Source organism: Peribacillus sp. FSL P2-0133 (genome assembly GCF_037975445.1).
GTDB classification, from domain to species: Bacteria; Bacillota; Bacilli; order Bacillales; family DSM-1321; genus Peribacillus; species Peribacillus simplex_E.
Genome location: NZ_CP150254.1, coordinates 2,705,011 through 2,730,092, shown reverse-complemented (window position 1 = coordinate 2,730,092; position 25,082 = coordinate 2,705,011). Strand labels below are relative to the sequence as shown.

Below are 25,082 nucleotides of genomic sequence, written 5' to 3'. Positions count from 1 at the left end.
TTAGCTGCTTTCAACCAACCGTATATGCGTCTTAAGTAGTTTGGATGGCAAGGACCGTTTCCAATATTACATTGACGCCTTTTTCACAATCTTCCCAAGTAGTAAGTTCCTCTTCACAATGACTTTTACCGTTGATGCTTGGAACGAAAACCATGGCAGTCGGTATATAACTGGCTATAAACTGTGCATCATGTCCTGCACCGCTTACCATTCTCTTATATGGTAGACCTAGTGTATTACTCGATTGCTCAAGCAAATTGCAAATGGATTTTTCGAACCAAACGGTATCCCTGTCCCATAATTTTTTCACTTGGATGTCGCAGCTGCCTTCTAAACCTGTTGTTGTAAGGCTTTCAATGACTTCCTCCACCTTTTCGATGACATTGGAATCCTTATGTCTCGCTTCTAGCGAAAAAACCACTTTATTAGGGATAACCGTATGGATATTAGGAAACACATTTACCCTTCCCATCGTAAAAACCAAATCGTCATCAAGCATGCCCAGCTTCTGACGAGCCTCCATAATCAAGCTATTCGCAGTGAAGAAAGCATCTTTTCTCATATTCATCGGGGTGGTTCCGGCATGATCGGATTCTCCTGTAACTTCTATCTCATAGCACACCATACCAAGGACACATTCAACGACACCGATCGTTAGTGATTCACGTTCAAGAATCGGCCCTTGTTCAATATGCAATTCTAGAAATGCAGTCGCTTCTTTTAAACGATTCTCTTTATCCCCTGCATATCCAATGGCATTCAAAGCACTTTCGAAAGTCGTTCCGTCACTATCTGTCTTTTGCAGCATGATGGATTTTTCGAATTTACCTGAAAGAACTCCCGAAGACATCATGGAAGGTTCGAATCTGGCTCCCTCTTCGTTCGTAAAATTGACGATCATTACCGGAATTTTAGGTTGGATATTATTTTCCACCAGAGTCCTCACGACTTCCAAGCCTGCAGCTACACCCAAGATACCATCAAACCGCCCGCCCTTTTTTACGGTATCCATATGTGATCCCATCACAATAGGCGGTTTGTTTTCAAGTCCCGCCAAAGTAGCGTAAATATTCCCCATATCATCAAGCTTTATGGTCATACCCAATTCTTTACAGCAAGCACAAAAGTAATCACGGACTAATCGATCTTCTTCGGAAAGGGATAGCCGTGTGACTCCATTGTTTTCTGTCCTTCCAAAATCAGCAAATTTCTCGAGCGTATGACTCAGCCTCTCACCATTAATTAATAATTTTTGCTTTTTCATAGCGAATATCCCCCTTTTAAATTCTACATGCGTTCGCTTAAGCCAAAAATGAAAGTGAAGGTATTGTTGTTTTAGAATAGTTACGTTAGATTTATATTTCTACTAATGTTCCTCTATGATAAAGAATCTCCCCATTCAGAATCGTTGACTCAACATTCAAATCCTTGATATTTTGGGAATCCACTTTCAATATACTATCATTCAATACTACTAGATCGGCCAGCTTGCCTGCCTCCAGGCTGCCTTTGACATCTTCATCGAAACTCGCAAACGCGCCATTCCATGTGTATAGTTTTATGGCTTCCAATACGCTAATAGATTGAACCGGACCTATTTTCGTACCAGACCTGCTTGTTCTATTAACAGCAACGTGTATGCCTAATAAAGGGTCGTGATCAGTAATGGGTGCATCGGAACCGCCTGCGGCCAAGATGCCATTATCAATGTAATCACGGGCGGCGTACATGTGATTGACCCTATTGCCGTAGTGTTCAATATATATATCGCCGAATTCATAAGGAAAGGGGGGGTTGGGGATTGGGATGACTCCAAGTTTTTTCATCCTCATTTGTAAATCAGGCGAAGATATTCCAGCATGCTCGATTCTATGTCTATGATCTTTTCTGGGCGATTCATTCAATGCCTTTTCCACGCAATTCAAATACATCTCAATCGCTTTGTCGCCTTGGGCATGGACTGTGATCTGATAGCCTTTTTTATGTGCCTGACCTAATACTTGATAGATCTCCTCTTCTTTATAATAAAGAATGCCAAAATTGCCAGGATCACTCGAATAAGGCTCACGGGTAGCGATTGTCGGACCGGTACTGCTGCCATCCGTAAACAATTTAGCTGGTCCGATTTTGAATCTTTCGTCCCCAGTTCCGGTTATGACTCCCGAATCGACCATTTTATTTACAAATTCATGAGAATTATTCAATGAACCGACCATCGCATAGATACGGACACGAATATCGTTATTTTTTATGGCCTGCTGCATTAAACGGAAACTTTCAGGACCATGAGCACCAGCTTCATGAATGCTTGTTATGCCTGCTGCGATGAAATGTTCCGAGGCTATTTTCACTGCTTCCAACAGTTCACTTTCTGAATAGCTTGCTCTGTCGGCCATTATCATATTTGCTGTTTCAATGAGTTTGCCTGTAATCCTCCCAGCCCTATCCTTCTCAATGATCCCTCCAGTTGGATTCTCTGAGTTCTCATCAATTCGGGCAATCGCTAACGCCCTGCTATTCACTACGCTTATATGGCTGCATGTACGGGTTACCATGATGGGATGGTCTTTTGAAATAGCATCCAACTCCGCTATTGTTGGATAACGTTTTTCTTTCACAGCGGTCTCATTAAAGCCCCAGGCGCGAATCCATTCACCTTTAGGGATCGTCGTAGCTTTCTTCTTGAGATCGATCAATAAATCTTCTACAGATTTGATATGTTCAGCTTTACAACTTACTGCCAATTGGTTGACTCCGTACAATATAAGATGAATATGAGAATCAATAAATCCGGGAAGTAATGACTTCCCCTGCAAATCGATTACATTTGTTTCTTCTCCGATAAATACCTTGATTTCATGATTCGTACCGACTGCCGAAATACGATTACCTTTAATTGCCAGGGCTTCTGCGACTTCATTTTTTTGATTTACGGTTATTACCTCGCCGTTTATGAACACGATATCAGCTTTCAAACAACACACCCCTTCCTTATTTTTTCACCCCTATTAGCACTTCCTCTTCCTTTTCCGTCTCCCTTTTTTACTTATTGGAATATTCTGTTTTCAACAGATTCATTATATCCACACCAGATTGTGAAATCATTAGACAAATAGTCAAAAATTCCATCGTTTTTTTATACCTTTTATATAATTATGTCTTATTCCCTATGATTTGCTGATCTCCCTTTTATCAAGCAAAAATGATCAATAATATTCCTAAGGGGTCTATAACCAATAAAAAAGGGATAGGTAAAGCTGCTGATATGCTTACCTATCCCGCTTTTCATTTTTTTTACAATCCATTCAATCTTCCGATTATGCCAATGGTCAAATACTGTTTGTTAGCATTAAAATCCCATGTCCAGTAGCGAAGGCTTAATTCGCTTTTATCCACATTTTCAATAAACGTTTTTACCCCAATCAATGCTGCCCCATATCCTACGTTCGAGGCCAATGCAAAGATGGCATTCATCCCTTCATTAATTGTATCAATATACTCAGGTTCGATTTTTAAGATATCAGTCCATGTAATACAGAATCCATTTTGCTTGGTACATTTTGAAATAGAGTGATTCATTTTACGTACGATTTCATCCCTTAAATCTAAAATTCCATTCTTAATCTCTTCTGCGTCTTTTTTCTGATATTGGTGTTCATAATCAGAAAGCAGTTCCTTGGCCCAATTATAAAATAGTTGGGTATAAATGGCGGATGTTGCCACGATTTCAAAATCATTATAATAATTAGCAAAAACACTTTCAGAAAGCTGACCTAACCGATTCTCGGTTTCCTTTAAATATTGAATAATTCCCTTTGCCGTTTCACCACGATCCAGCATGGAAGATAGGTGGTGATTAAAATCCACTTTATCGAGGCCTGTTACATCGATTTCAACAAGTTGAATTTTCTTCTGGGTCCGTTCAGGCAAATTCGCCGTACCCTTTTCCATACTTTCCATATCAATATCAAATAAATATATGGAGTTGCATTTAGTCGCCAAATACTCTAAATCCAAATCATCGCAATTGCCTGCACCTACGATAGCCACTTTATCTGCGAACGAATTTTTCGAAAAAACGGCATCGAATAGCCCTGTAACTTGTATACGATGCGGTTGCCACCGCAACTTTCTGTATTCATCCCGATTATGATTCATTTTTCTTTGATAGATATCCAAGTCATTCTCTCCCTTTAGGGTACTAACGATTTATTTATTGTAACAAAGTATCCCGATATTTTGGAGGGCGGGCAATTTAGATTTCGCACCGGGAATATATCTGCTCAATTTCCATATTAAATTGAGCGATAATAATGTTAGAATAATATGGTAATTATTGATATATAACAGAGAATACAGGAGGGTGTTCCTTGAGCAAAACAAAAAAGATTTTACTTACTTTACTAGGTATTTTTTCAATCATCGTTGCCGGAGTGGTGATACTTGTGTTTTCATTCACACAGAGTATGAAAGCAGATCCCGCTGAAGAAAAGAAGATCCGGGATCAAGCTGAACGATATTTAGGGAAAACTTTTCTTGACGGAACCGAAATATATGATGTCCTATACGACAATATGGGAAACCGGGGCTATTTTAAATACGCAGCTAAAGTGAAACATGAAAAATATGATACTCAATTTCTAGTTTTCTTTAATGATGAAACAGGGGAAATGGAGGATACATTCATATCTGATAAATGGCAAGATGATGCAGAAAAAGAAATCAGGCCTTATGTTGAAAAAGAACTTGGTGACATATTGATTTCCAAGGAAATGGGAGATATTGCAGAGAGTGATGAGTGGAAGGAGATTCAGGAAGAAATAGGCGATCATAATCAATTACTCTTGGTCTTTGATGAGGAGATGGGGAAAAAATTGAAGATTGATCCGAATAAACCAGCCAGCTATAAAGATTACGAAGTTTCCCCAACCATTCGGATTACCCTTTCACGTAAGAAACAGGACGCCGATGAAGACCGCTTTATCGAAATTATCAATGCCCTAAAAAAAGATGGCGTTCTTAAACATGGAAATATGATTGTAGAATATATTAGCACCAATGGTGTGCCACTTGAAGATGAGGAATGGAGCAAATCTTTTTAAAGGTTTGAGATTTTTTAAAATAAAATACACAGCAAAATTTTTATCAATTTTTTCTAGACCAGCGGTTCGATAAATACTGAATACTTTCAATCCTTTGACTCCACGCCTGTTTCCCACTGTTTTCATCCTTACTTTTTGTAAAAAGTACATTATATTTCAGATAATATATATATTTCGGGAAAATATATTATGCTAACAAAGTGAAATGAAGTGTAAAATCATCTATTTTTAGTCTTCCTTATTATTCATTATGAAAATTATTAATCCTTTCATCTGAGTTACAGCCTTGTTTTATGAGTAAATGTACCTAGTAAAATATATTCACCAACTCTTTTATACCGTTATCGATAAACGTTAAATGGAAGAATCCTCCCACTCCCTATTGAAGTTTCAAATTCAACAGGAGTGGGGATTTTATTGTATTTAACGCACTTTTCAATCATCCAATATACCCTATCGGTAAAAATTTCGGCATTTTCACAAAATTAAAAATAGGGATATTAACCCAAGACTTTTACCCTTTTTTCAATCGTATAAATATTCAAAAAAATGTCGAGTTGAGTCATCTATACTTTTACCCTTATACTAGGGAAGAAAATTGAAAGGGGAGAATTATCCATGAAGAAGGAAATTTCAATCATTGGTGTACCAATGGATCTTGGTCAAACTAGAAGAGGAGTCGATATGGGTCCTAGCGCAATCAGATATGCAGGATTGAGTGAAAGACTTGAAAACATAGGATACAATGTCCGTGATGAAGGTGATATTAAAGTAGAAATACAAGAGAGAGCACAAAGTGATATCGACACAAATTTAAAGAATCTGCAGGACGTAGCAGAAGGTAATGAAAAATTGAGTCAAAAAGTGGATGAAGTCATCCAATCCAATCGGTTTCCTTTAGTATTAGGTGGAGATCACAGTATAGCAATCGGGACATTAGCCGGTTTAGCGAAGCATTCTGAAAACTTAGGGGTAATATGGTATGATGCACATGGAGATTTAAACACTGCCGAAACTTCCCCATCAGGAAACATACATGGTATGTCCCTAGCAGTAAGTTTGGGTCTTGGCCACCCTGCACTGACTAACATTGGCGGATATTCTCCAAAGGTCAAACCAGAAAATATTGTCATTATTGGTGCACGTTCTTTAGACCAAGGTGAGAAAGAGTTAATCAGGGAAAAAGGAATTAAAGTCTATACGATGCATGAGATTGATAGAATGGGTATGACAAAAGTGATGGAAGAATCGATTGCCTATCTGAAGGAACGTACGGATCTTGTTCATTTATCACTTGATCTTGATGGTCTTGATCCAGATGATGCACCAGGAGTCGGAACGCCTGTAATGGGAGGTATTAGTTACCGTGAAAGCCATCTTGCCATGGAAATGCTAGCTGAAGCTAATATCATTACATCAGCAGAGTTTGTTGAGATAAACCCAATATTGGACGAGCATAACAAAACGGCTGAAGTTGCTGTCGCATTAATGGGCTCATTGCTTGGTGAAAAATTACTTTATGGAGCGGAAGACCAATTTAATACTACTAATTTACTGGTTGATGTTAAATAGTCGACATCTTTTTAGATAACTGGTATTGTAAGAACTTATGAGAGATTTCGTTAAATAGATGGCCCAGTGGAAAATAGCCCCTACTTCAATAGGGTGCTTGTTACCCATTGAAGGATGGTCCACTTGAATCCATTCATCCCTAGTTTCCTGACGCTTGGCTTCCTTTTCTTTATAAGCGGCGCTACCTGAAATTAATTCTGCATTGGAACCTATATATCTCTAAATGCAGAAATAATCTCTTATTCTAGGGAATTCAACAACATCTAAGATTCAAATCAAATCTTTTATATTTGTGAGTAAAACACACAAATTCCCTAATAACGTCCCAACATAAATGAAACCGTTTGCACCCATCAGGTAAAGGAGTTTTTCAATGAAAACAGCAGAAAATCAACCAAATGAATTAAAACGGAGCATGAAAGCAAGACATTTATTTATGATTTCAATAGGGGGATGTATTGGTACGGGCTTTTTCATTGGTTCAGGCTATACCATTCATGAAGCAGGAGCCTTCGGTGCTATCCTCTCTTACATAGTCGGCGGTTTCATCATGTATTTAACGATGCTTTGTCTAGGTGAACTATCCGTTGCCATGCCTGTTTCCGGTTCGTTTCAGACATATGCGACTAAGTTCATCGGTCCTGGAACCGGGTTTGCCATCGGATGGCTTTACTGGTTAGGTTGGGCCGTTACAGTTGCTTTAGAGTTTTTGGCAGCAGGACAGCTTATGCAAAGATGGTTTCCCGAATCACCCGTTTGGATGTGGTGTGCAATCTTTGCTTTTCTCATATTTTCACTAAACGCCTTATCAGCAAAGGCATTTGGCGAATCGGAGTTTGTTTTTTCCAGCATAAAAGTATTGGCCATCATTCTGTTCATCATCGTTGGCGGTGCTGCCATGTTTGGTCTTATTGATATGAAAGGTGGACAAGAAGCTCCATTTTTCTCCAACTTTTTCAGTGAGGGCCTCTTCCCGAATGGAATATCGGCCCTGCTTATCACAATGATTACAGTGAACTTTTCCTTTCAGGGCACAGAGCTAATCGGAATTGCCGCGGGAGAAAGTGAAAATCCAGAAAAGGTCATACCTAAATCGATTAAACAAACCGTTTGGCGTACCCTTTTCTTCTTCGTTCTTTCTGTCTCTGTTCTTTCAGCGATGATTCCAAGGGAACAGGCAGGAATCGTTGAAAGTCCATTCGTTGTTGTACTAGATAGTATCGGAGTTCCTTATGCGGCTGACATTATGAACTTCATCATTCTAATAGCGCTTTTGTCCGTTGCAAACTCCGGCCTTTATGCGGCGACACGTATGCTTTACTCGCTTTCTAAGGAAGGCATGGCAAGTCCAAAGCTCGGTATGGTAAATAAGCGAGGAATTCCGCTTAATGCCTTGCTTATCACCCTTGCAATAGCTGGTTTGTCTTTACTTTCAAGTGTAGTAGCCGCCAAAACAGTGTTTGTCTTTCTTCTCTCCCTTGCAGGATTAGGAGCACAAATTGGCTGGATTGCCATCGCGGCTAGTCTTCTTGCTTTTAGAAGATCATATATCCGCAAAGGTGGACAGGTGGAAAACTTGAAATTTAAAGTACCGCTATATCCATTCATCCCCATTCTTGCCTTGATAGCAAACTGCATCGTCATGATCAGTCTAGCCTTTGTTCCTGAGCAGCGAATGGCCCTTTATTGCGGGGGGACATTCTTCCTTGGATGTTATGCGGTTTATCACTTTAGAGTGAAGAAAAACAAGAAAGTCGAATCTCCAATGCAGGAAGTTGAATTAAGTGCCGGTAAAAAAATGGTCATTTGATCCTGAACGCTGTGGAGTAGAGTAAGTGGTGAAAAGCGATCTTTACAATTCATAAAGATTGCTTTTCAAAGAAGAAAAACCCTGGATGTTTTCACACCCAGGGTTTTTCTTTTATTTAATCACCATTTCCTGCATAGCAAACCAATGGTAAACCGCTTTATAAATTCTTCCTTTTCCCTTCCAGCTTTTTTAGTTCCCATCTCCCTGTCTATGATAATAGGCATATAATAGGAAGTTAAATTTCCAGTTCCATTTAGGCAATAAAAAACAAGTAAAAAAAATCATCTTAATCGATGATTTTATTTTGTGCATATTCCTTTAATCTAGGCAGGATAGGCTCTAAAATTTCCTTGGCTATGTAATCCGTATCCAATCCAATGAAACGTTCACCATCCATGTCGACCGATCTCGCATTTTCCGGGTCATTACAAAAAATAAACGATATGATTCCGTTATCTACCTTCATATCTACATATTTAAATGTAATGTCATGTTTCGTAAGACAACTTTCAAACGCAATGCACAATTCATCTATATTTGATTGACTAATAGATGTAAATTTCATATTGATCATCCCCTCTGCTAAAGGATAGCAAAATAAGGCATGAATTTCAAAGCGAAATTCAAGTCCCATTCTTATGTTCATGATTCATCTGACACTTTCGACCAAAGTGAACATAACCAAAAACTTGACCTTGTTTGGAAAATCATCCTTTGAAGCCTTTTGATGAAAAATGGCATGTGTAGGATTTCCCCATAAGACATGAATGTAACTAATCGATTTCATTCAATTCCCCACCCTCACCTTGATTTAATTTTTCATCTTACAACAACGATTAATAAGGGTTTCCCTAGGCATATAACCGCATATTGTATCGCCGGGTATGCAGTCCCTCATGAATAATCCATGGCATGTCTCATATCTTTATACAAACACCTTGTTAGGAGTGGGCCAACATGAAGTCTTTTTATAAAGGAACGCTCATTTTGATTGTAGCAGCGTTTTTTGGTGAATGTATCGAATTTTTAGTGAACATGCTCCTGGCCAGGGAATTGCACGAAGAGGGCATGGGGCTTTATATGTCCATATTGCCAATTTTCTTTTTGATATATGTGATTGCCAGCCTTGAATTACATATTTCCATTTCAAAATTCGTTGCGGAAAATAAACAGGCAATGCATTATAATCTTATCATTCATGCACTTAAAATGGCTGCAGTCGTCGTATTGGTAATGTGTATAGTCATGCCTTTCATACTTTCCTTCTCATCCATAATGGACAAATACCATCCCTATATTAAATGGCTGCTCATCACATTGATCCCCATAGTTTCCTTTTCATCGATTGCTAGAGGCTATTTCATGGGTGTTCAGCAAATGGGGAAGATTGCCTTATCCAACTTTTTAAAAGATATCATTCAATTCGGTTTGCTTTTCCTCATGTTTAATTTATTTCATTTTAACCAGGAAAAGTCATTATTGATGGCCTTTTTTGTTTTGATTGGCAGTGAGTTCCTCGTTTTTCTATACTTGATCAACCTTTTGATTCTTCAAATGCGAATCATGAGGCGCGGTACGAACTCATGGACAACCGGTAAACATGCACGACAAAAGTTATTGGCCGTTTCGCTGCCCACCATGGGGTTAAGGATCTTTCATGCGATAACGAATGCCATCCAACCTTTTTTGATCCATACTGCCCTTCTCTCGGCAGGATTCGGTGCGGTAGTGGCTACAGAGCATTTTGGGATGCTGACTGGGGTTGCGATGACGATTGGCTTCTTTCCGGCCTTTATCGCGCATTCCTTAATGATCATGCTCATTCCGAATGTTTCGAATGCTTACAAGAAGCAGGATAAGGAAAAATTGAGGGTTTTATTGCAAAAATCGATGTCTTTCACCGTATTATATGGAGTTCCGGCTGTGATTTTCATTTATTTCTTTGCGGAACCTTTAACCTCCCTCTTTTTTTCTTCAACATCTGCCGCATACTATTTAAAATTATTATGTCCTTATTTCCTTTTTCATTTTTTTGTCATTCCTATGCAAGCTTATCTCATCGGCCTGGGTTTAGTGAAGGATGCTTTCATCCATACCGTATGGTCCCATATTGTTGCCTTTTTAATGATGTATATCCTAGGGTCTCAGGCTTCTCTTAATATGGGAGGAATCATTTTAGGAATGAATACTGGGGCTGTATTATTAACTTTCATGCATTACTTGACCATTTGCAAAAAAATCGGTATAAGCATCTTACTTACGAAATCAAGATCCATATCGATAAAGTGAGGCAAAAACCCTTGCTGTTATTGGTTTATAACGATTAAGATTAAAAATATTGAGCCTTTCCCTGTACATATCACCTTCGTTACTGTATATTTCAACATACTTGGGTAATAATCAAGTAAAATGGTTTAAACTAACCATACAATTGTAATGGAGTGATTTCATGAGTAAAGCTAAGGCAAAGAGTGGAACTGGTAAAGGTACGGGCACTGGAACGGGCAAGAAGGGCTGGAATCGTTGGAAAACAAGTGCCAACAAGAAAAAAAGCGCCAAACCATATGTAAGTAAAGGCATCAAACATTCCAATGACTCAAAAACATCCGGTCATGCTGCAGGTGACAAGACAGAAAAATAATTGCTTGTCCTATAATCCATACAATATTTATGTTTGTTCCATATTCTCATACAGAGTGTTAAGAGATCTGTATGAGAGAAATGGGTCTTATAGATATAAACCACGGGCAATATCCATATGAAGCATAAGACTACAGCTATTATACATACCATCAAAAAAGACACTCCAAATCCCGGTAGTGTCTTTCATTTTTTTATATTTTCTTTTTATCTAAATTGGTTTTTGGGTTTGATAGCATTGTTTTTTTTCGGGGTAAACTCTGTACGGAAACCGTTAGTGGCTTTTTTAACAGAGTCTGTAACTGAATGTATCGCTTCACCAACATCCTGAGCAGAATCCAATAATGGTTCAACCGTTTTCATTTTAGTTTTTACATCGTCGGTGATTTCATTTGCAGTTTGCAATAGTTGTTTCGATTCGCCGGACAAATCGTTGATGGCATTTCTCACCTCAACCAATGTTTGATTTGCTTCACCTATCGTGACCATTCCCTTTTGAAGAGTACTGATTAAAAATACGACCAACCAAATTAAGGCTAAAGCGATCGCAGCCACACTATATTGAATTATCAAGATAAAGCTCCCCCTCTAAATTAAATAGTAGAAACGATTACTTTAAATATGTTAGTGAATCCCGGGGTGCCTGCTTTTTAATGATAAATGATGATACTATTTAATTATTATTTGAACCCCCTCAGCTTCAGTTCGAGTTGAAGGAACTGTCGGAGTGGATAAATCCTTAGGGCGGCCTTCCAAACTGGCTTCTTTCATGGAATTGGTTACATTATGAATCATTTCCCCAACATCTTGAGCTGATTCCAGCAATGGATCGACATTTTCCATCTTCCCTTTTACATCCGCTGTAATTTGATTGGCAGAGTGGATCAATTTTTTGGACTCTTGCGTCAATCCATGTACCGCATTTCTTACCTCTTCCAGTGTCTTATTTGTTTCTTCGAGCGTTCCCATTCCTTTACGCAGCGTCTGGTTGACATTATATATCAAATACACGACGGCTCCGGAGACACTGGCCACACTTAATTTAATAAACATTTTCATATATCCACTCCTTTCATTTAAATTTATGCCCTGTCCCTTCCATTAATTCCCTAAAGTCCTTCACTTGTCCAGTCAGTTTTATAGAAGGACCATTCACCTTAACCTAAAAGAAGTTTAAAGGATAATAGTAAGGGAGAAACCATATTTAGGAGGAGATTTGTTCATGTCACATGAGAATTATTCATCTTTTATCCAAACTTTAAATGAATGTATGACCGCGTGTAATCATTGTTACGACGCATGCTTAAAAGAAGAACATGTAAACATGATGGTGGAATGCATACGCGTGGATCGGGAATGTGCGGATATTTGCTCTTATTTAGTACAGGCGATAGGAAGAGGTACACCATTTATTTCAGAGTTGGCTGAAGTTTGTGCCAAGATTTGTGAAAGCTGCGGAAACGAATGTAAAAAACACGATCATGAACATTGTCAAAAATGTGCTGAGGCATGCTTGAGATGCGCAGAAGAATGCAGAAAATCAGCCGCTTAATGTAAGGAAAAGCACTAAGCTATTCTTTACATATATTTCCCCCTTAACTACCCATTTCTTTGTTAAACCTATTTAAGGATGATGATATAATCTATATATTCTAGCGAGGTATATGTTGAAATTTTTTAATATAAATAAATATTTTAAAGATGATATTTGTAAAAATACAAAAACATATATTGAAAACTGCCATTTTTAGGCACACTAGCATTAAAAACAGGAGGATATTATGACACCTCGTAATGTTCCGGCTAAAGATGATTTAGAAGTGAAAGATACCCCCGCTTCACCTGATAAGGAAAGTGAAGTAGCCAAACTCAATCGATTATTAGGTGCGGTCATGCGATATTTATCAGATGATGACCAAGAAGAAATTGATATAGAGTATCTTCTTGAAAACACCGAAGGGCTGCGAGATTGGTGGAGCGAATATAGGGAGCTTGATCGAAAACGGGTCGAAGAAGAAATAAAAAATTCCCTGACAGCTCTAACCCTTGAAGAACTTGAAAACATCCGTGAACAAATCCGCATAAAGGAATAATAATAAAATCCCTGCACTGGGATTTAACCAGATCATGCAGGGATTTTATTATTTTCTTCTATATACAAAGACATTATTTTGAAATTAAAAATCATGCCGTTCATGCGGCATCAGAAATCCTTTGATTCAAAGACCACTCAATGAACTTAGTTCTAATTGATTGATCATGGAATCAACTAATGCATCCAATGGGTTTAAAATTGTCTTTCCTGTCTGAAGTTCATATCTCTTTGCTGCTTCGACCATTGATAGTTGAGCCACCGACATAGGTCTATTTTCGTTATTAAACTGGTATAGGAAGTTCAAGATTTCCTGGTTATACCTCTCTCCCAATCCCTGCATAATGAATTCAAAGGCATTGTCGATGATGGTAACTTCAAAATCCACAGCCCCATATTTTTCAGCTTGGGCATTTAAACGTTTAACTGTTCCTTCAACAGTGGCAGGGTTCGTGAATAATATCATCTGCGGTTGCTGTAATTGGCAAATTTGCTCAAAATATGGTTCATCGATTTTAATGATAGGCATGGGTAAGGATAGCTGTTCTTCGTTTAAAAAGGCGATGTAGTTTGTACAGGTTATCAAAATGGCATCCACTCTACATTCGGCAATCCATTCGACTTGTTGTTTAACCCTTTTTTGAGCTTCCGAATCCTTAAAATTTTCATCCGTTGACACCCGTTGCATCAATCCCGGATCTACAAAATGAAGCCATTCAATATCGAATTTTGAGAATGCGGTTTCTATGTATTCTATATTTGTATAGTGTGCATGCAAACAGCCTATCCTTTTTTTCATATATCTCCCGCTTTCAACAGTTAGTATTCTGATTATTCTAACACATTAAGCGACGTTACACTGGCCGTATCGGCAAAAACGACAATTATCCATAGCCCTCCTGACATCATCGGGAGTCAAAAGACTGCTTCTTAGTGCCAGAAGCTCAGTTGGTATGAATCCGGCTCTTGTGCATATATTTATCAAGGCGATAGCAAGAGATATCATCAGGAAAATTGAACTTCAGTAACCGAATTACTTTTCGATTCAAGTAAAGCATTTGTTTTAGAATAAAAAATTAACAAAAAGAGAAAAACAAACCTTAATAGTCAGATAAAAATCATTATATTGGAGAGTGTTCACCATTCTTTATTTAATTGCGATTCTTTTCCCTCCATTAGCCGTATTATTAGCCGGTAAACCCATCCAGGCTGTGTTTAATCTGGTCCTCACACTATTTTTTTATGTCCCTGGTTTAATTCATGCAATCTTAGTGGTGCATGATAAGAAAGCTGATAAACGAATGAAGCTGCAAGCAGCACTTATTGCTAAATCGAAACAAACGACAAAGTGATTTATACAACCGCTAATAACCCGAATGCCGACACCATGGTGCACTTTATTCGGGTTATTACTATTAAAACAATTTCGTTAATTGAATCTGTGCGTCTTTTTAATCCCTCTATGATAACAAGCATCACATATATGAAAACGCGAGTCATCCGGAAGCCTTTTTCCACAGCGCTTGCATTTTTTTTGATAATTCAACATTTCGTCTTTTAATTGATCATGAACGCCATCACTGATTTCTTCACGGATACGCTCCCAATAAACAGCTTCCGTCCGCTTACCCATCCGATATAAAAATAGTAGATGAAGACCTATCGCTTTATAAGATAGCTCCAATTCCTCCAGATTTCTAGTCTTGATGATCGGTTCAGGAAGGTCACTGTTCTCGGCAATCGCTTCGACCGTTTCCAGCCACTGCCTGATCAAACTTGGTTCCTTTGCCGAAAAAGGAATATGCAGGAAACCATATAAATCCATTAAAGAAAATCGCGCTTCGATTTCAGTATCCCGTATCAGTTCGTAAAGCTCCCTTTCTTCCGATAGAGAAGCCTTTTTCGTGCCTTTAGGAGGCTCAAACCTCTCCCACATTTCGAAAAATGTCCCTAGGTTCCGGTAATATTTTTGAAAACGTTCAAACACAGCAGAGGTTGGGGCGATAGTGAAGGTTTGAACTGGTTCATCTACCTGTTCCAGCAACTTATTCATGATTTTGATCTCTGCTGTAAATGCTACCTTTCCTGTGTCATAAATTCCTTTTCTACCCGCTCGACCTGCGATTTGTTTGACTTCTTGAGAAGTCAATCTTCTTCTCCGTGTCCCGTCGAATTTTTCATTTTCAAGAAAGACGATGCGGCGTATTGGCAAGTTCAATCCCATACCAATCGCATCTGTGGCAACGACAACTGATGTTTCACCACGATTGAATAACTCTATTTGCCGTTTTCTATTTTCAGGAGGCATACTGCCGTATATCATGCTGACATTATGTCCACTCTCTTTTAACCGGGACGCGGTTTCCAGTACCTGCCTTCTCGAAAAACAAATGAGGGCATCCCCTTTTTTTGTATACTTCAGTCCATACTCCTTTTGTTCTACCTCAAGCGGTATTTCCCGTCTGTATTCGTGGAGTTCTAAATCAGCTTCATTCAGAAGATTCAGAAGCATCATTTTAATATTATTGCTTCCGATTATGTGTACTTCTTTCGCATTTGCTTGCGTGATTGCCCTGAACCATGAAAAGCCTCGATCTTTATCGGCAATCATTTGGGCTTCATCTATGACAATTACTTCATGGTAGTCTTTCTCATGAAACATTTCAACGGTGCTGGAGACATGTTTAGCCCCCTCAACAGCCTTTTCTTCTTCACCGGTTTTTAATGAACAAGGTACACCGTCAGCATTTAATTTATCAAATACCTCAAGGGCCAACAGTCTAAGGGGAGCTAGATACAAACCGCTTTCCGCTTCTTTCATTTTCTCCAAGGCCTTATGCGTCTTCCCGGTATTAGTTTCTCCGATATGCAAAACATATCTTACTTTTTTTCCTAATGATGGAGTATAGGCCTTACCGATGATGTCATCGATCATCCTTTGTTCTTCTGCGCGCTTCTTAGCTTGCTCTGCCAATACTTCAGCTTTTCTTCTCTCTCTGTTCTCAACGTCTTTTTCGTATATTTCTTCGTGCAATGTTTCATTAAAAGGAATTCCTTCAAGCTTCAGTAAATCAGAAAGGTATTCTTCCTGAAGTTCATCAAAACAGGACTGAGACAAATCAGCCAATTCATCGCTTAGTATACCTTGAAGGGCATCAACCGTCAGCCTTTCCCCATATGACTCAAAAAAATCATGATGCAGTGCAGCAGATAGATGTTGCATGTATTTGTCAGGGGCTAATTTCATTATGAAATCCGCAACTAATCTTTCATACCTGTAGAAGTAATTTTCATATTCATAACGGTTCCTTCCCCAACCGATTAATGAGTGAATATCGCCTGTCAGCTCTTCAAAAAAATCAGTGACCATTAGGTATTCGGCAGCTTGAAAGCCCCCCTCTTCAACCAATTGTTCTTCAAGCAAGTATGGATCGACATATTGGAATTTAGGCTTATTCTTAAGATCCTTTGTCAAAATTCCAGCAATATAATACCTGACATGTAAATATAAAAGAAGTGAGTTACTTTCGAAAAAGCTATTGGCCACTTCTTGCAGTCTTGCGCGTATCTTCCATCGCTGCTTGGCAAGCCGCTGTTCTTCTTGTCGCCTAAAGAATTTTTCCCTTGCATTTTTATATCTCTTCTCCCAATCTTCTTGATTATCAGCAAAGGTTTTTTTAATCCACGTTAAGCCATCAAACGGGCGATACTTCTTTAATTCGTTCCGGAACATGCTATTGATCAGCTTATGATCTGATCCTTCCGTTACAAATCCCCTTTCGCTTAAAAACGCTTTTTTTTCCTTTCTGGGCACATCGTTTGATGCTTTATTTAACCAAACATTTATCCAAATTTGCTCAATAAAAGTCGTCCTGTCTGATATATAAGATGAATAAGAAGGCATCGTCTCTTGATTCTCTAGATAAAAATCCATATCCTGGATTATTTTTTCCTTTGTATTCTCTATAGCAATAGGATATATACTTTCTAATTTTCCCATAATGATCCCCTTTTGAATTATCCAATATGTACTTTATTGCTTCTTTTTATCCTCCCCAAATTTTATTTATAAATGAGCGCGATACATTCGTTTTATCTATTTAAATTCATGCGCACCGTTATCATGAGATGGTGCAGGAATGCCAAGTTGCTTTACATTTGTACGCTCCAGGGTAAATAAGAAAAATATACCAAGTCTGCACATCAAAAGTACTCTTCCCATTTCAATTACAGTATAATGCATGATGAATAGACTGATCATTGACTTAGATTTTATGGATCATGAAGTGATACCCATCCCTGAAATCCAGAAACGGATACAGAAATTTAGATAAATGATAATCCGACGAATGAAAATTTAATGATATTAAAAAATTGCCGAAAATAAAGTAAAGGTCAATTTTTCAACTTTCTCGTTTACACTATTCATCGATAAAACGAATTCAACCCCTTAATTGAGTTTAGTGGAAATCCGGACAACTGTCACGGTATTCAGATTCCGCTTTTGTGTCTTTGTCGTTCAATTTGAGAAATAACATCCGGAAATCTAAAAAGACTATAGATAAAAGAGGAGCCTGAGAATGATTCAGCAAGATTTCAACTATTACAAAAGTTTCGATTCCATCGCTAAAGAAGTATTAGCACTATTAGCTCAAACCATTGAGGTCAATACATTCTTTCTTTCTTTCTTGAATCCCATCCAGAGTTTTATCATCAAATCCTTCAATAGAAATGCAAAGTTAATTTGTGAAGGTGACATCCTTCCTTATAATATGGTTTATTGCAAATTAGTTGTTGAGAATGGCTTGCAACCACTCGTTATCCCGAATTTGAGGGAACATGAATTGACTAGTGGCCACCCCGCAACGAAGTTTATAGGGAATGGGTGTTTTATGGGGGCTCCCCTAATAATTGAGGGTGAAATCATTGGGACATTATGTGCATTCGACATTAAACCTCATGTTTTTAAAGAATATGATCTGATACTCATTAAGTCTTTGGCAGCTTTGATTAGTCATACCATACTACTTGAAAAAGGGATTATCAGGGATCCTTTGTCAGGTTTATATAATCGGCACTTCATTGATAATTATTTCGATTATCATAAAGATAAAACAAACGATGAAATGGCCCTTCTTTACATCGATCTTGATCATTTTAAATTTTTTAATGATTCTTTTGGTCATGATGCTGGTGACGACGTTATTAAAAAGGCAGCGGAATGTTTTTTGCAAACCGTACCCGAAGGCAGTCATGTGGCTCGAATCGGTGGTGATGAATTCATTGTATTATTACATCCATCGCATTGTGAAGATTTAATGAAAAACACTCAGCAAAACGCTGAATTATTACTGAACCATTTATCCACCATGCCCATTCACATTAATGGAAAGGATCATTTTGTATCAGCTAGCATAGGGATAAGTTTTTATCCTCATAATGGTACGGAAATGGAGTCACTTTTGAAAAAAGCGGACCGTTCCATGTATATGGCTAAAGAGTCTGGACGTAAGAAAATTCAATACTTCCGCCAGCAGTGATCATCTGAAAAATAAAAAAACCAGTTCTCCTTGGAGACTGGCTTTCTTTTACCTTAAAAAAATCCAACGTTTAGCTTTCAGCCTTTGTAAAAGCTTTAGCAGATCTGCATTTCCCTTATGTATCCGTTTCTCGGATGGTGAAGCGGAGGGGACCGGGATGTTAACTCTCTCGGGTTTTTTGTTCATATTCTGAAAGACCCTTCCTATTCTTTGATTTTGAATAGTATATGCGGGTTCTCCATTAAATATCATAAGGAAAGGAAAAACCCCTTCCCTTCTTATAAAACATTTTTTAATCGGCTGAAGCGTGCAGCTTTTTCTTTTTGCTTCAGGATAATGCGTTCGTTCTGTTTCATCACTTTTTTAGTATGAGGACTTAAACCTACATCGGGTATTTTCACCTGTGGTTTGATTACGGCAACTGACACGTCATTGCCGGCTTTATCATAAATGCTCATTTATCCTTCACCACCTGGTTTTTGTTTTATGACCATATCGAACATCATGATTAATAATGCTATTAATAAACAATCGACTTCTGAAACGAAGCTCTCTGATTTAACGTCGAGGATATAAGGTTCCATCAAAATGCTTACAGGCTGCAAAGCCATTTTTTCTTCATCATTATAATACGTATCTTCTCTTTCCAATGTAGCACGAATGGTACTGCCATTCAAGTTCGGATGCCCATTAATCACCAATTGCTTGTCCTGTTCCGTCTTGAAAGGAAGTATTTTCACGTTCATCCCTTCCTTTGCTGCATACGCTTGCAGGAGAATGCTCAAATAAGCCAAATATTCCTTATTCGTTTGATAATACTCAGGTATTCCTTCTTTTTTTAGGAGATGAAACATATTCTTGACCTTTTCCCTATTATCCGTTAAAAGTTTGTCACTTTCCGCAACGGCTTTTGTTGCATAGGATAGCTCGTTATCGCCAATCTTGGATATATACATGCTCAAGAACACAAACATATCAATCAGGATGAATACGATAGCCATAATCAAGAAATTTTTCCACTCATTAAAAATGCTCATCGGATAGAAATTCCAATAAATCAATGCACCCAGTATAAAAATGATATACCAGGTTTTTCGAATCGCTTCAATCCTTTTACTTACCTTGTCTTTATATTTCCAAGAAAGAATGACATAGGCTAATAAAGCAATAAATACTACCCATACAAAGACTCTGAAAAACATTAACAATCGATTTATCACCCTACCCTTCGGCTGCTACAATCCTTATACCGCTCTCTATATTATTCATTATATATACCTCTATTCCCTGCCTAAGCCGGGTGAAACTTAAACACTTGTCAGAAGTTTTTCACTTGAGAAAAAACACTCCTCCCAATGTGGGTTTACAGTTAATGAATCATATGTTTCACCATCCATTACCCTTTTTTTAAAAGGGTTCATCTTTATCATTTTTCTAGTGGGACATCATAGTAAATAACCTTTTGAACTACCCACCACTTATCGACCTTACAGTCTGATTGAAGTGGGGGATTCCTAAGAACATTAGCCTATCGGCCAATTTTTAATTAGGCTATCCCCGTCGTTCCTACGGGTAGAAGCCTTATGGCTTCATTCATTAGATTGAGTCCTGCGTTAATATCTCGATCGTGGTGAGAAGAACAAGAAGGACAATCCCATTCACGAAGATTCAGATGTTTAACGTCTTTATTTTGGTACCCGCAACCAGAACACAATTGGCTAGAAGCAAACGTTTTAGATACGGTCACGATTTGTTTACCATACCATTTTGCTTTGTACTCCAACATTGTTTTAAATTGGTACCAAGATACTTCACTAATCGCTTTAGCTAGTTTGTGATCTTTCATCATATTGGATACTTGCAAGTCTTCCATTCCAATAACATCGTGGTTTTTGATGATTTCGGTAGAAAGTTTATGTAAGTAATCCATTCGGGCATTTGAAATTTTTTCGTGTAGGATGGCCACTTTTCGTTTTTGTTTTTGATAGTTTTTGGCTTCAGCCAATGATTTCCTTTGATTCATGGCTATTTCTTGTCGCCTTGAAAGAATTCGTTGTGCTTTGGCCAATTTCTTTTCGACCGTCCGGAGGAATTTTGGGTTTTGATAGACCGAACCATCTGAAAGAATCGCAAAGTTCTTCAAACCAAGATCTATACCGCAAGAACGATTCGTTTTAGGAAGAACTTGAACATTGGTTTCCGCTAAAACGGAAATGAAATATTTCCCCGAATGGTTCCGCCTGATTGTGGCATTGATGATTCGCCCTTCGACTTCACGACTTTTAGCAAAACGTACTAGACCGAGTTTGGGCAATTTGATTTGGTTTCCTATTATTCCAATATTTCCATTCGTATGTTTAGTCGTGTAGGACTGGACCGGATTCTTTTTCGATTTGAAGCGTGGTGACTTGTTTTGCTTTTTATAATATCGACTATAGGAATCTGCTAAATATTCCACCGATTTCTGTAAGGCTATACTGTCTACTTCTTTCAGGAAAGAATACTCCTTCTTTAAAGCTGGAAGTTTTTTGATTGTTGCGTATTTATTCAGAAAAGAACCTTTCCATTCATTAGAGGGTAATTGGCCGTTTTGCTTCATTTCTTCACAGATATACCAGTAGGCATCTTTCTCCTTTTGTTTGCCTAAAAAGAAGTTGTAGACAAAACGAGAGCAGCCGATCGTTTTATTGATGAGAACTAGTTGTTCTTTAGTTGGGTATATCCGAAATTTATAAGCTTTGTTTACGACCATTAATTTCACCCCCTTATAGTTATTATCAACCACAGAACGTACGTTTGTCAAAAGATCACTTTGGCTTTGGCTTAAATGCCAACCGCCATTCATCTCCCCCTTACCGTCGGGCTCTTGCCCTTCAAACGATTGAAGAGGGAGTCTTCTGGCGGGAAATGATAAATTCTGTGATATGATATGTTTTAATAAAAGGTCTGATTATTATGGGAGGAAGCTATCATGATGAAAATTATTAAGATCCTCATTTCTTCTTTTATAATATTGTTACTTTTCCTAAACCTCTATCCTCCACTTGGAAGACGGACAAACAAAGAAAAAGTGAGAAGTTTCACTACAAAAGAGAATTTTGCCAAGGGAAAATTCCAAAATCAGATTCCTGCCAGTCAAGCGATGAGTCTTAAACATACTGGTTCCATTTTACGTGATTTCATTAAACCTAATCCAAAAAGGAGGCCCGACCGTCCCATCGTAATTGGAACAAAAGAACCTGCATCTGTGAATTCCAATAAAATCACCTGGTTTGGTCATTCTGCATTCATGTTGGAGTTAGATGGGAAAACCATTTTAGTGGATCCCATGTTTGGCAAAGCACCCACTCCCTTTCCTTGGTTTGGGAACAAGCGCTTTAGCGGGGAGCTGCCTATCGATTTGGATATGCTGCCTCCTATCGATGCCGTCCTCCTTTCACATGATCACTATGATCACTTGGATTATTTCTCAATAAAGAGATTAAAAGATAAGGTAAGTCAGTTCATTGTCCCACTAGGTGTCGGTGGACATCTTGAAAGATGGGGCGTTAAACAAGAACTGATTCAGGAACATAATTGGTGGGATGAAGTTTCATTCAAGGATTTGCAATTTGTTTGTACGCCTGCAAGACATTTTTCTGGAAGAAGTTTACGCGATGGCAATACGACACTATGGTGTTCTTGGGTAATTAATGGCAAACAAGAAAAGGTATTTTTCAGCGGCGATAGTGGATATGGCAGCCATTTTAAAGAAATCGGCGAAAAATACGGACCTTTTGATATAACTTTAATGGAATGCGGCCAATATGATGAACGTTGGTCAACCATCCATATGGTTCCAGAAGAAACTGTTCAAGCACACATCGAAGTACAAGGAAACCGGATGATCCCCATTCATTGGGCTGGGTTCACCTTGTCTTTTCATGACTGGACAGATCCGATAGAACGTGTAACAAAAGCGGCCAATGATCTTGGTGTCCAGGTCTGCACACCTCAAATAGGCGAACCAGTAGTGATTGGTTCAACAGATTTCCCTCAAACAAGATGGTGGAAATGAAAATGCCCCATTCAGTTAGTATAAAAAAGGGAGTCGGTAAACGTATCTTTCAGAAAATGATGTTCCCGAACCAACTGACCCAAAGCAATACCTTCAAAACCTACTGTATCGTTTCTATTTAAATGTTATACCTAAGTTGATCGGAGCGGGTGTGCGAGACTCCTGCTTAGAAAAGCGTGTCCAAGTGAGACCCCTGCAGGCGCAAGCCGAGGGCGGGCAGCCCGCGTAAGTGAGTGCCTGGAGCGGAAATCAAAGACCGAAAATACCGTAGACAAACTGAATGGTCCATCCCTAATGGGACGGACCATTTTCATTCACATTTTCCCTTCATTATATTCCAGATTCACTTTTATTGAATGCTCTTTCTTCACACCAAAATAATTCGTTCCTATTACACCTAAAATGATTAATATCGACCCCAAAATATCGTAGATGGTAATCGTTTCATTTAGAATGAGAGCTCCTGCTGTTATCGTTACAACTGTGGAAAGATTAGCAAACACACTCATTTGGGACGCTTTGATTTTTGATAAAATCGTATTGGATAATAACGAAGTGACCAATGAAGCCAATATTCCCAAGTACAAAATGGAACTGATGAATTCCGTGCTCGACCATGGTGTAAAGAATTCCCCCATCGATCCTTGTTTTAAGTGGGTGAAGAGCGCAGCCACGTTAAATATGACAAAGCCTGTTCCCATCATGAAAAAGGACATTTCGCCTGGTGTATAGTCCTTGGCAAGTGAACGGGTCATCGTTGTGTAACAGGCAGTTGCAATACAGGATAGCAAGATCAACAGCATCCCAAGCATGTCGGAAAAATCGATGGTGCTCCCTTTCATCACAAAAATAAAAATGACCCCCACTACCGACAAAACAATCGAAAGCTTTTGATATAAAGATGTTTTCTCCTTCAGGAAATATCCAGCTATCATCAATGTTAGAATTGGGGTGACAGCAGACAGAATTCCAGCATCGGTGGATTGCGAATACTTAAGTCCGAAAGTTTGAAAGGCAAAGAAAAGAGTTGGGAACAACAAGGATAGCGGGATCAGATTTTTAACCGACTCCCAGGAATAGCTCACCTTAATGACTTTAACGGCGACCAGGAATAAAATGATGACGAAAGAAACCGTGAATCGGAACGCCAAAGTATCAAGCGGATTCGATTCTGCAATCGCCATTTTCGTAAATAAGAAAGATAGACCGACAATACTTGAATGAAATAGCGCTAACATGTATGCAAATGTTCGGGATTTCATGGCTGCAACTCCTCAACTAGATTACTATATTCCTATTTAGGTATAGTACCCTTTGCATCTGTTTTGCAATCCAAGTTAGAGTTAAAAAATCCTGGTCTTTTTTGGGATATTTTACGTATTTGAAATTTCAAAAAGACAACAATGTGGTGTTGACATGTTAATTTATTAGCCTTTTTTGTTGTTTTAATTTGTAAGAACATAGGAGAAAAATGGATGCCCGCTTATCATGAGGAACGATACTCCCATTTTTCATATAGCTTGAAATTATATTGAGGATTATGAATGCATTTTGTGCTATGCAAATTAAAGCCTATTACAATAATGTATGGTTGAATTAAATCTGAATGCATCATATCGTAAGAAAGTAATAATTATTAATCGACAATGACAGTGTTTTTTTGATAGGTTTCTTCTACTTCAATGCTATTGTAGGCAATCGGTTCTTTAAAAGTGGTCTGAGCTTTCTGTTTTCTTTTCAAATACATACTAATTGTATAAGTAACACAACCTCATAACTATGTCTCTTTAATGAAGAATCAAGATGTTGCACCAGTAACTTTCAATTAGTTAGAACTTTGTTGAAGTATGATCATTTACAATTCATATATGATAAAATTTCAACGAGGAAGCGAGGTATATATATGTTAGTTACTACTTTAATTTTCATTATGGCTGGCCTAGCGGAAATTGGCGGCGGTTACCTTATTTGGCTCTGGCTAAGAGAAGGAAAATCCATTTACCTAGGTTTAGCCGGAGGTTTCGGATTGGTGCTATACGGGATCATTGCAACTTTCCAAACGTTCCCTACCTTTGGACGTGTCTATGCTGCATATGGCGGGGTTTTTATTGTTTTATCGGTTTTATGGGGATGGGGCATCGATAAGAAAACCCCTGATTTATATGATTGGATTGGTGCTGTAATCTGTTTGGTCGGGGTTTCAGTCATTATATGGGGTCCTAGACACTAAAAAAATTAAAGGGCATAAGGCCCTTTAATTTCCTTTACC

The 25,082-nt window shown here is 38.3% G+C and carries 24 protein-coding genes; 11 read left to right on the top strand and 13 right to left on the bottom strand.

Going from position 1 to position 25,082, the window contains the following annotated elements; genetic code table 11:
- Window positions 1-31 precede the first annotated feature (31 nt).
- The 3 genes from MKY17_RS13120 to MKY17_RS13110 all read right to left on the bottom strand — a co-directional run bounded on the left by MKY17_RS13120 (window position 32) and on the right by MKY17_RS13110 (window position 4,179).
- Window positions 32-1,264, bottom strand: a complete 1,233-nt coding sequence (locus MKY17_RS13120) for a Zn-dependent hydrolase (RefSeq protein ID WP_141994917.1) — start codon at window positions 1,262-1,264, stop codon at window positions 32-34.
- Between the two features lie 91 nt (window positions 1,265-1,355).
- Window positions 1,356-2,975, bottom strand: a complete 1,620-nt coding sequence (locus MKY17_RS13115; RefSeq protein WP_339202119.1) for an amidohydrolase — start codon at window positions 2,973-2,975, stop codon at window positions 1,356-1,358.
- 319 nt (window positions 2,976-3,294) lie between these two features.
- Window positions 3,295-4,179: a hypothetical protein gene (locus MKY17_RS13110; RefSeq protein ID WP_339202118.1), complete on the bottom strand. Its 885-nt coding sequence runs from the start codon at window positions 4,177-4,179 to the stop codon at window positions 3,295-3,297.
- Window positions 4,180-4,370: 191 nt separating this feature from the next.
- Here MKY17_RS13110 and MKY17_RS13105 point away from each other — a divergent pair, with 191 nt between their 5' ends.
- The 3 genes from MKY17_RS13105 (at window position 4,371) to MKY17_RS13095 (ending at window position 8,484) form a co-directional block, all read left to right on the top strand.
- On the top strand, window positions 4,371-5,102 hold the full coding sequence (locus MKY17_RS13105) for a hypothetical protein (protein WP_339202115.1): 732 nt from the start codon (window positions 4,371-4,373) through the stop codon (window positions 5,100-5,102).
- 618 nt (window positions 5,103-5,720) lie between these two features.
- The gene (gene rocF, locus MKY17_RS13100; protein WP_339202112.1) at window positions 5,721-6,674 is read left to right on the top strand and encodes an arginase; all 954 of its coding nucleotides are present in this window, start codon (window positions 5,721-5,723) and stop codon (window positions 6,672-6,674) included.
- A gap of 373 nt (window positions 6,675-7,047) precedes the next feature.
- Entirely contained in the window at window positions 7,048-8,484 is a 1,437-nt protein-coding gene (locus tag MKY17_RS13095; RefSeq protein WP_098372224.1) for an amino acid permease, read from the top strand.
- A 286-nt stretch (window positions 8,485-8,770) separates the two neighbouring features.
- Here MKY17_RS13095 and MKY17_RS13090 read toward each other — a convergent pair whose 3' ends face one another.
- Window positions 8,771-9,049 (bottom strand): hypothetical protein, encoded by a 279-nt coding sequence (locus MKY17_RS13090; protein ID WP_142323975.1) that lies wholly within the window; start codon window positions 9,047-9,049, stop codon window positions 8,771-8,773.
- A gap of 84 nt (window positions 9,050-9,133) precedes the next feature.
- Entirely contained in the window at window positions 9,134-9,271 is a 138-nt protein-coding gene (locus MKY17_RS13085) for a hypothetical protein (protein WP_339202109.1), read from the bottom strand.
- Between the two features lie 170 nt (window positions 9,272-9,441).
- Between MKY17_RS13085 and MKY17_RS13080 the strand changes: the two genes are divergently transcribed.
- Both MKY17_RS13080 and MKY17_RS13075 read left to right on the top strand, forming a co-directional pair.
- Window positions 9,442-10,773 (top strand): polysaccharide biosynthesis protein, encoded by a 1,332-nt coding sequence (locus tag MKY17_RS13080; protein WP_144529118.1) that lies wholly within the window; start codon window positions 9,442-9,444, stop codon window positions 10,771-10,773.
- A gap of 160 nt (window positions 10,774-10,933) precedes the next feature.
- Complete coding sequence (locus tag MKY17_RS13075; RefSeq protein ID WP_098372221.1) at window positions 10,934-11,125, top strand: DUF3934 family protein; 192 nt, start codon at window positions 10,934-10,936, stop codon at window positions 11,123-11,125.
- A gap of 206 nt (window positions 11,126-11,331) precedes the next feature.
- On the opposite strand, the gene MKY17_RS13070 is transcribed toward MKY17_RS13075, so the two are convergent.
- A complete protein-coding gene (locus MKY17_RS13070; RefSeq protein ID WP_339202105.1) occupies window positions 11,332-11,697 on the bottom strand; it encodes a DUF948 domain-containing protein in 366 nt (121 codons plus the stop codon).
- 96 nt (window positions 11,698-11,793) lie between these two features.
- Entirely contained in the window at window positions 11,794-12,183 is a 390-nt protein-coding gene (locus MKY17_RS13065) for a DUF948 domain-containing protein (RefSeq protein ID WP_144529120.1), read from the bottom strand.
- Window positions 12,184-12,346: 163 nt separating this feature from the next.
- Between MKY17_RS13065 and MKY17_RS13060 the strand changes: the two genes are divergently transcribed.
- A complete protein-coding gene (locus tag MKY17_RS13060) occupies window positions 12,347-12,676 on the top strand; it encodes a four-helix bundle copper-binding protein (RefSeq protein ID WP_339202102.1) in 330 nt (109 codons plus the stop codon).
- Between the two features lie 229 nt (window positions 12,677-12,905).
- Window positions 12,906-13,217, top strand: a complete 312-nt coding sequence (locus MKY17_RS13055; protein ID WP_098372217.1) for a hypothetical protein — start codon at window positions 12,906-12,908, stop codon at window positions 13,215-13,217.
- 126 nt (window positions 13,218-13,343) lie between these two features.
- Here MKY17_RS13055 and MKY17_RS13050 read toward each other — a convergent pair whose 3' ends face one another.
- The gene (locus tag MKY17_RS13050) at window positions 13,344-14,015 is read right to left on the bottom strand and encodes a hypothetical protein (RefSeq protein ID WP_098372216.1); all 672 of its coding nucleotides are present in this window, start codon (window positions 14,013-14,015) and stop codon (window positions 13,344-13,346) included.
- A 343-nt stretch (window positions 14,016-14,358) separates the two neighbouring features.
- Between MKY17_RS13050 and MKY17_RS13045 the strand changes: the two genes are divergently transcribed.
- Window positions 14,359-14,568: a YqaE/Pmp3 family membrane protein gene (locus MKY17_RS13045; RefSeq protein ID WP_098372280.1), complete on the top strand. Its 210-nt coding sequence runs from the start codon at window positions 14,359-14,361 to the stop codon at window positions 14,566-14,568.
- 77 nt (window positions 14,569-14,645) lie between these two features.
- Here MKY17_RS13045 and MKY17_RS13040 read toward each other — a convergent pair whose 3' ends face one another.
- A complete protein-coding gene (locus MKY17_RS13040) occupies window positions 14,646-17,216 on the bottom strand; it encodes a helicase-related protein (protein ID WP_339202098.1) in 2,571 nt (856 codons plus the stop codon).
- Window positions 17,217-17,796: 580 nt separating this feature from the next.
- Between MKY17_RS13040 and MKY17_RS13035 the strand changes: the two genes are divergently transcribed.
- Complete coding sequence (locus MKY17_RS13035) at window positions 17,797-18,756, top strand: sensor domain-containing diguanylate cyclase (RefSeq protein WP_339202097.1); 960 nt, start codon at window positions 17,797-17,799, stop codon at window positions 18,754-18,756.
- A gap of 278 nt (window positions 18,757-19,034) precedes the next feature.
- Here the strand turns inward: MKY17_RS13035 and MKY17_RS13030 are convergent, their stop codons facing one another.
- From MKY17_RS13030 to tnpB, 3 genes are all read right to left on the bottom strand, one after another.
- Window positions 19,035-19,214: a hypothetical protein gene (locus MKY17_RS13030; RefSeq protein WP_076369116.1), complete on the bottom strand. Its 180-nt coding sequence runs from the start codon at window positions 19,212-19,214 to the stop codon at window positions 19,035-19,037.
- Window positions 19,215-19,958, bottom strand: coding sequence for a type II toxin-antitoxin system SpoIISA family toxin (locus MKY17_RS13025; RefSeq protein ID WP_230302870.1), 744 nt, complete (start codon window positions 19,956-19,958; stop codon window positions 19,215-19,217).
- Window positions 19,959-20,302: 344 nt separating this feature from the next.
- Window positions 20,303-21,508 carry an IS200/IS605 family element RNA-guided endonuclease TnpB gene (tnpB, locus tag MKY17_RS13020; RefSeq protein ID WP_098372279.1) on the bottom strand — a complete coding sequence of 402 codons (1,206 nt, stop codon included), beginning with the start codon at window positions 21,506-21,508 and terminating at the stop codon, window positions 20,303-20,305.
- Window positions 21,509-21,727: 219 nt separating this feature from the next.
- On the opposite strand from tnpB, the gene MKY17_RS13015 reads away from it, so the two are divergent.
- Window positions 21,728-22,813, top strand: coding sequence for an MBL fold metallo-hydrolase (locus MKY17_RS13015; protein ID WP_339202093.1), 1,086 nt, complete (start codon window positions 21,728-21,730; stop codon window positions 22,811-22,813).
- 314 nt (window positions 22,814-23,127) lie between these two features.
- On the opposite strand, the gene MKY17_RS13010 is transcribed toward MKY17_RS13015, so the two are convergent.
- On the bottom strand, window positions 23,128-24,075 hold the full coding sequence (locus MKY17_RS13010; protein ID WP_339202092.1) for a DMT family transporter: 948 nt from the start codon (window positions 24,073-24,075) through the stop codon (window positions 23,128-23,130).
- Window positions 24,076-24,716: 641 nt separating this feature from the next.
- Between MKY17_RS13010 and MKY17_RS13005 the strand changes: the two genes are divergently transcribed.
- Window positions 24,717-25,043: a YnfA family protein gene (locus MKY17_RS13005; protein WP_098372211.1), complete on the top strand. Its 327-nt coding sequence runs from the start codon at window positions 24,717-24,719 to the stop codon at window positions 25,041-25,043.
- Window positions 25,044-25,082 lie beyond the last annotated feature (39 nt).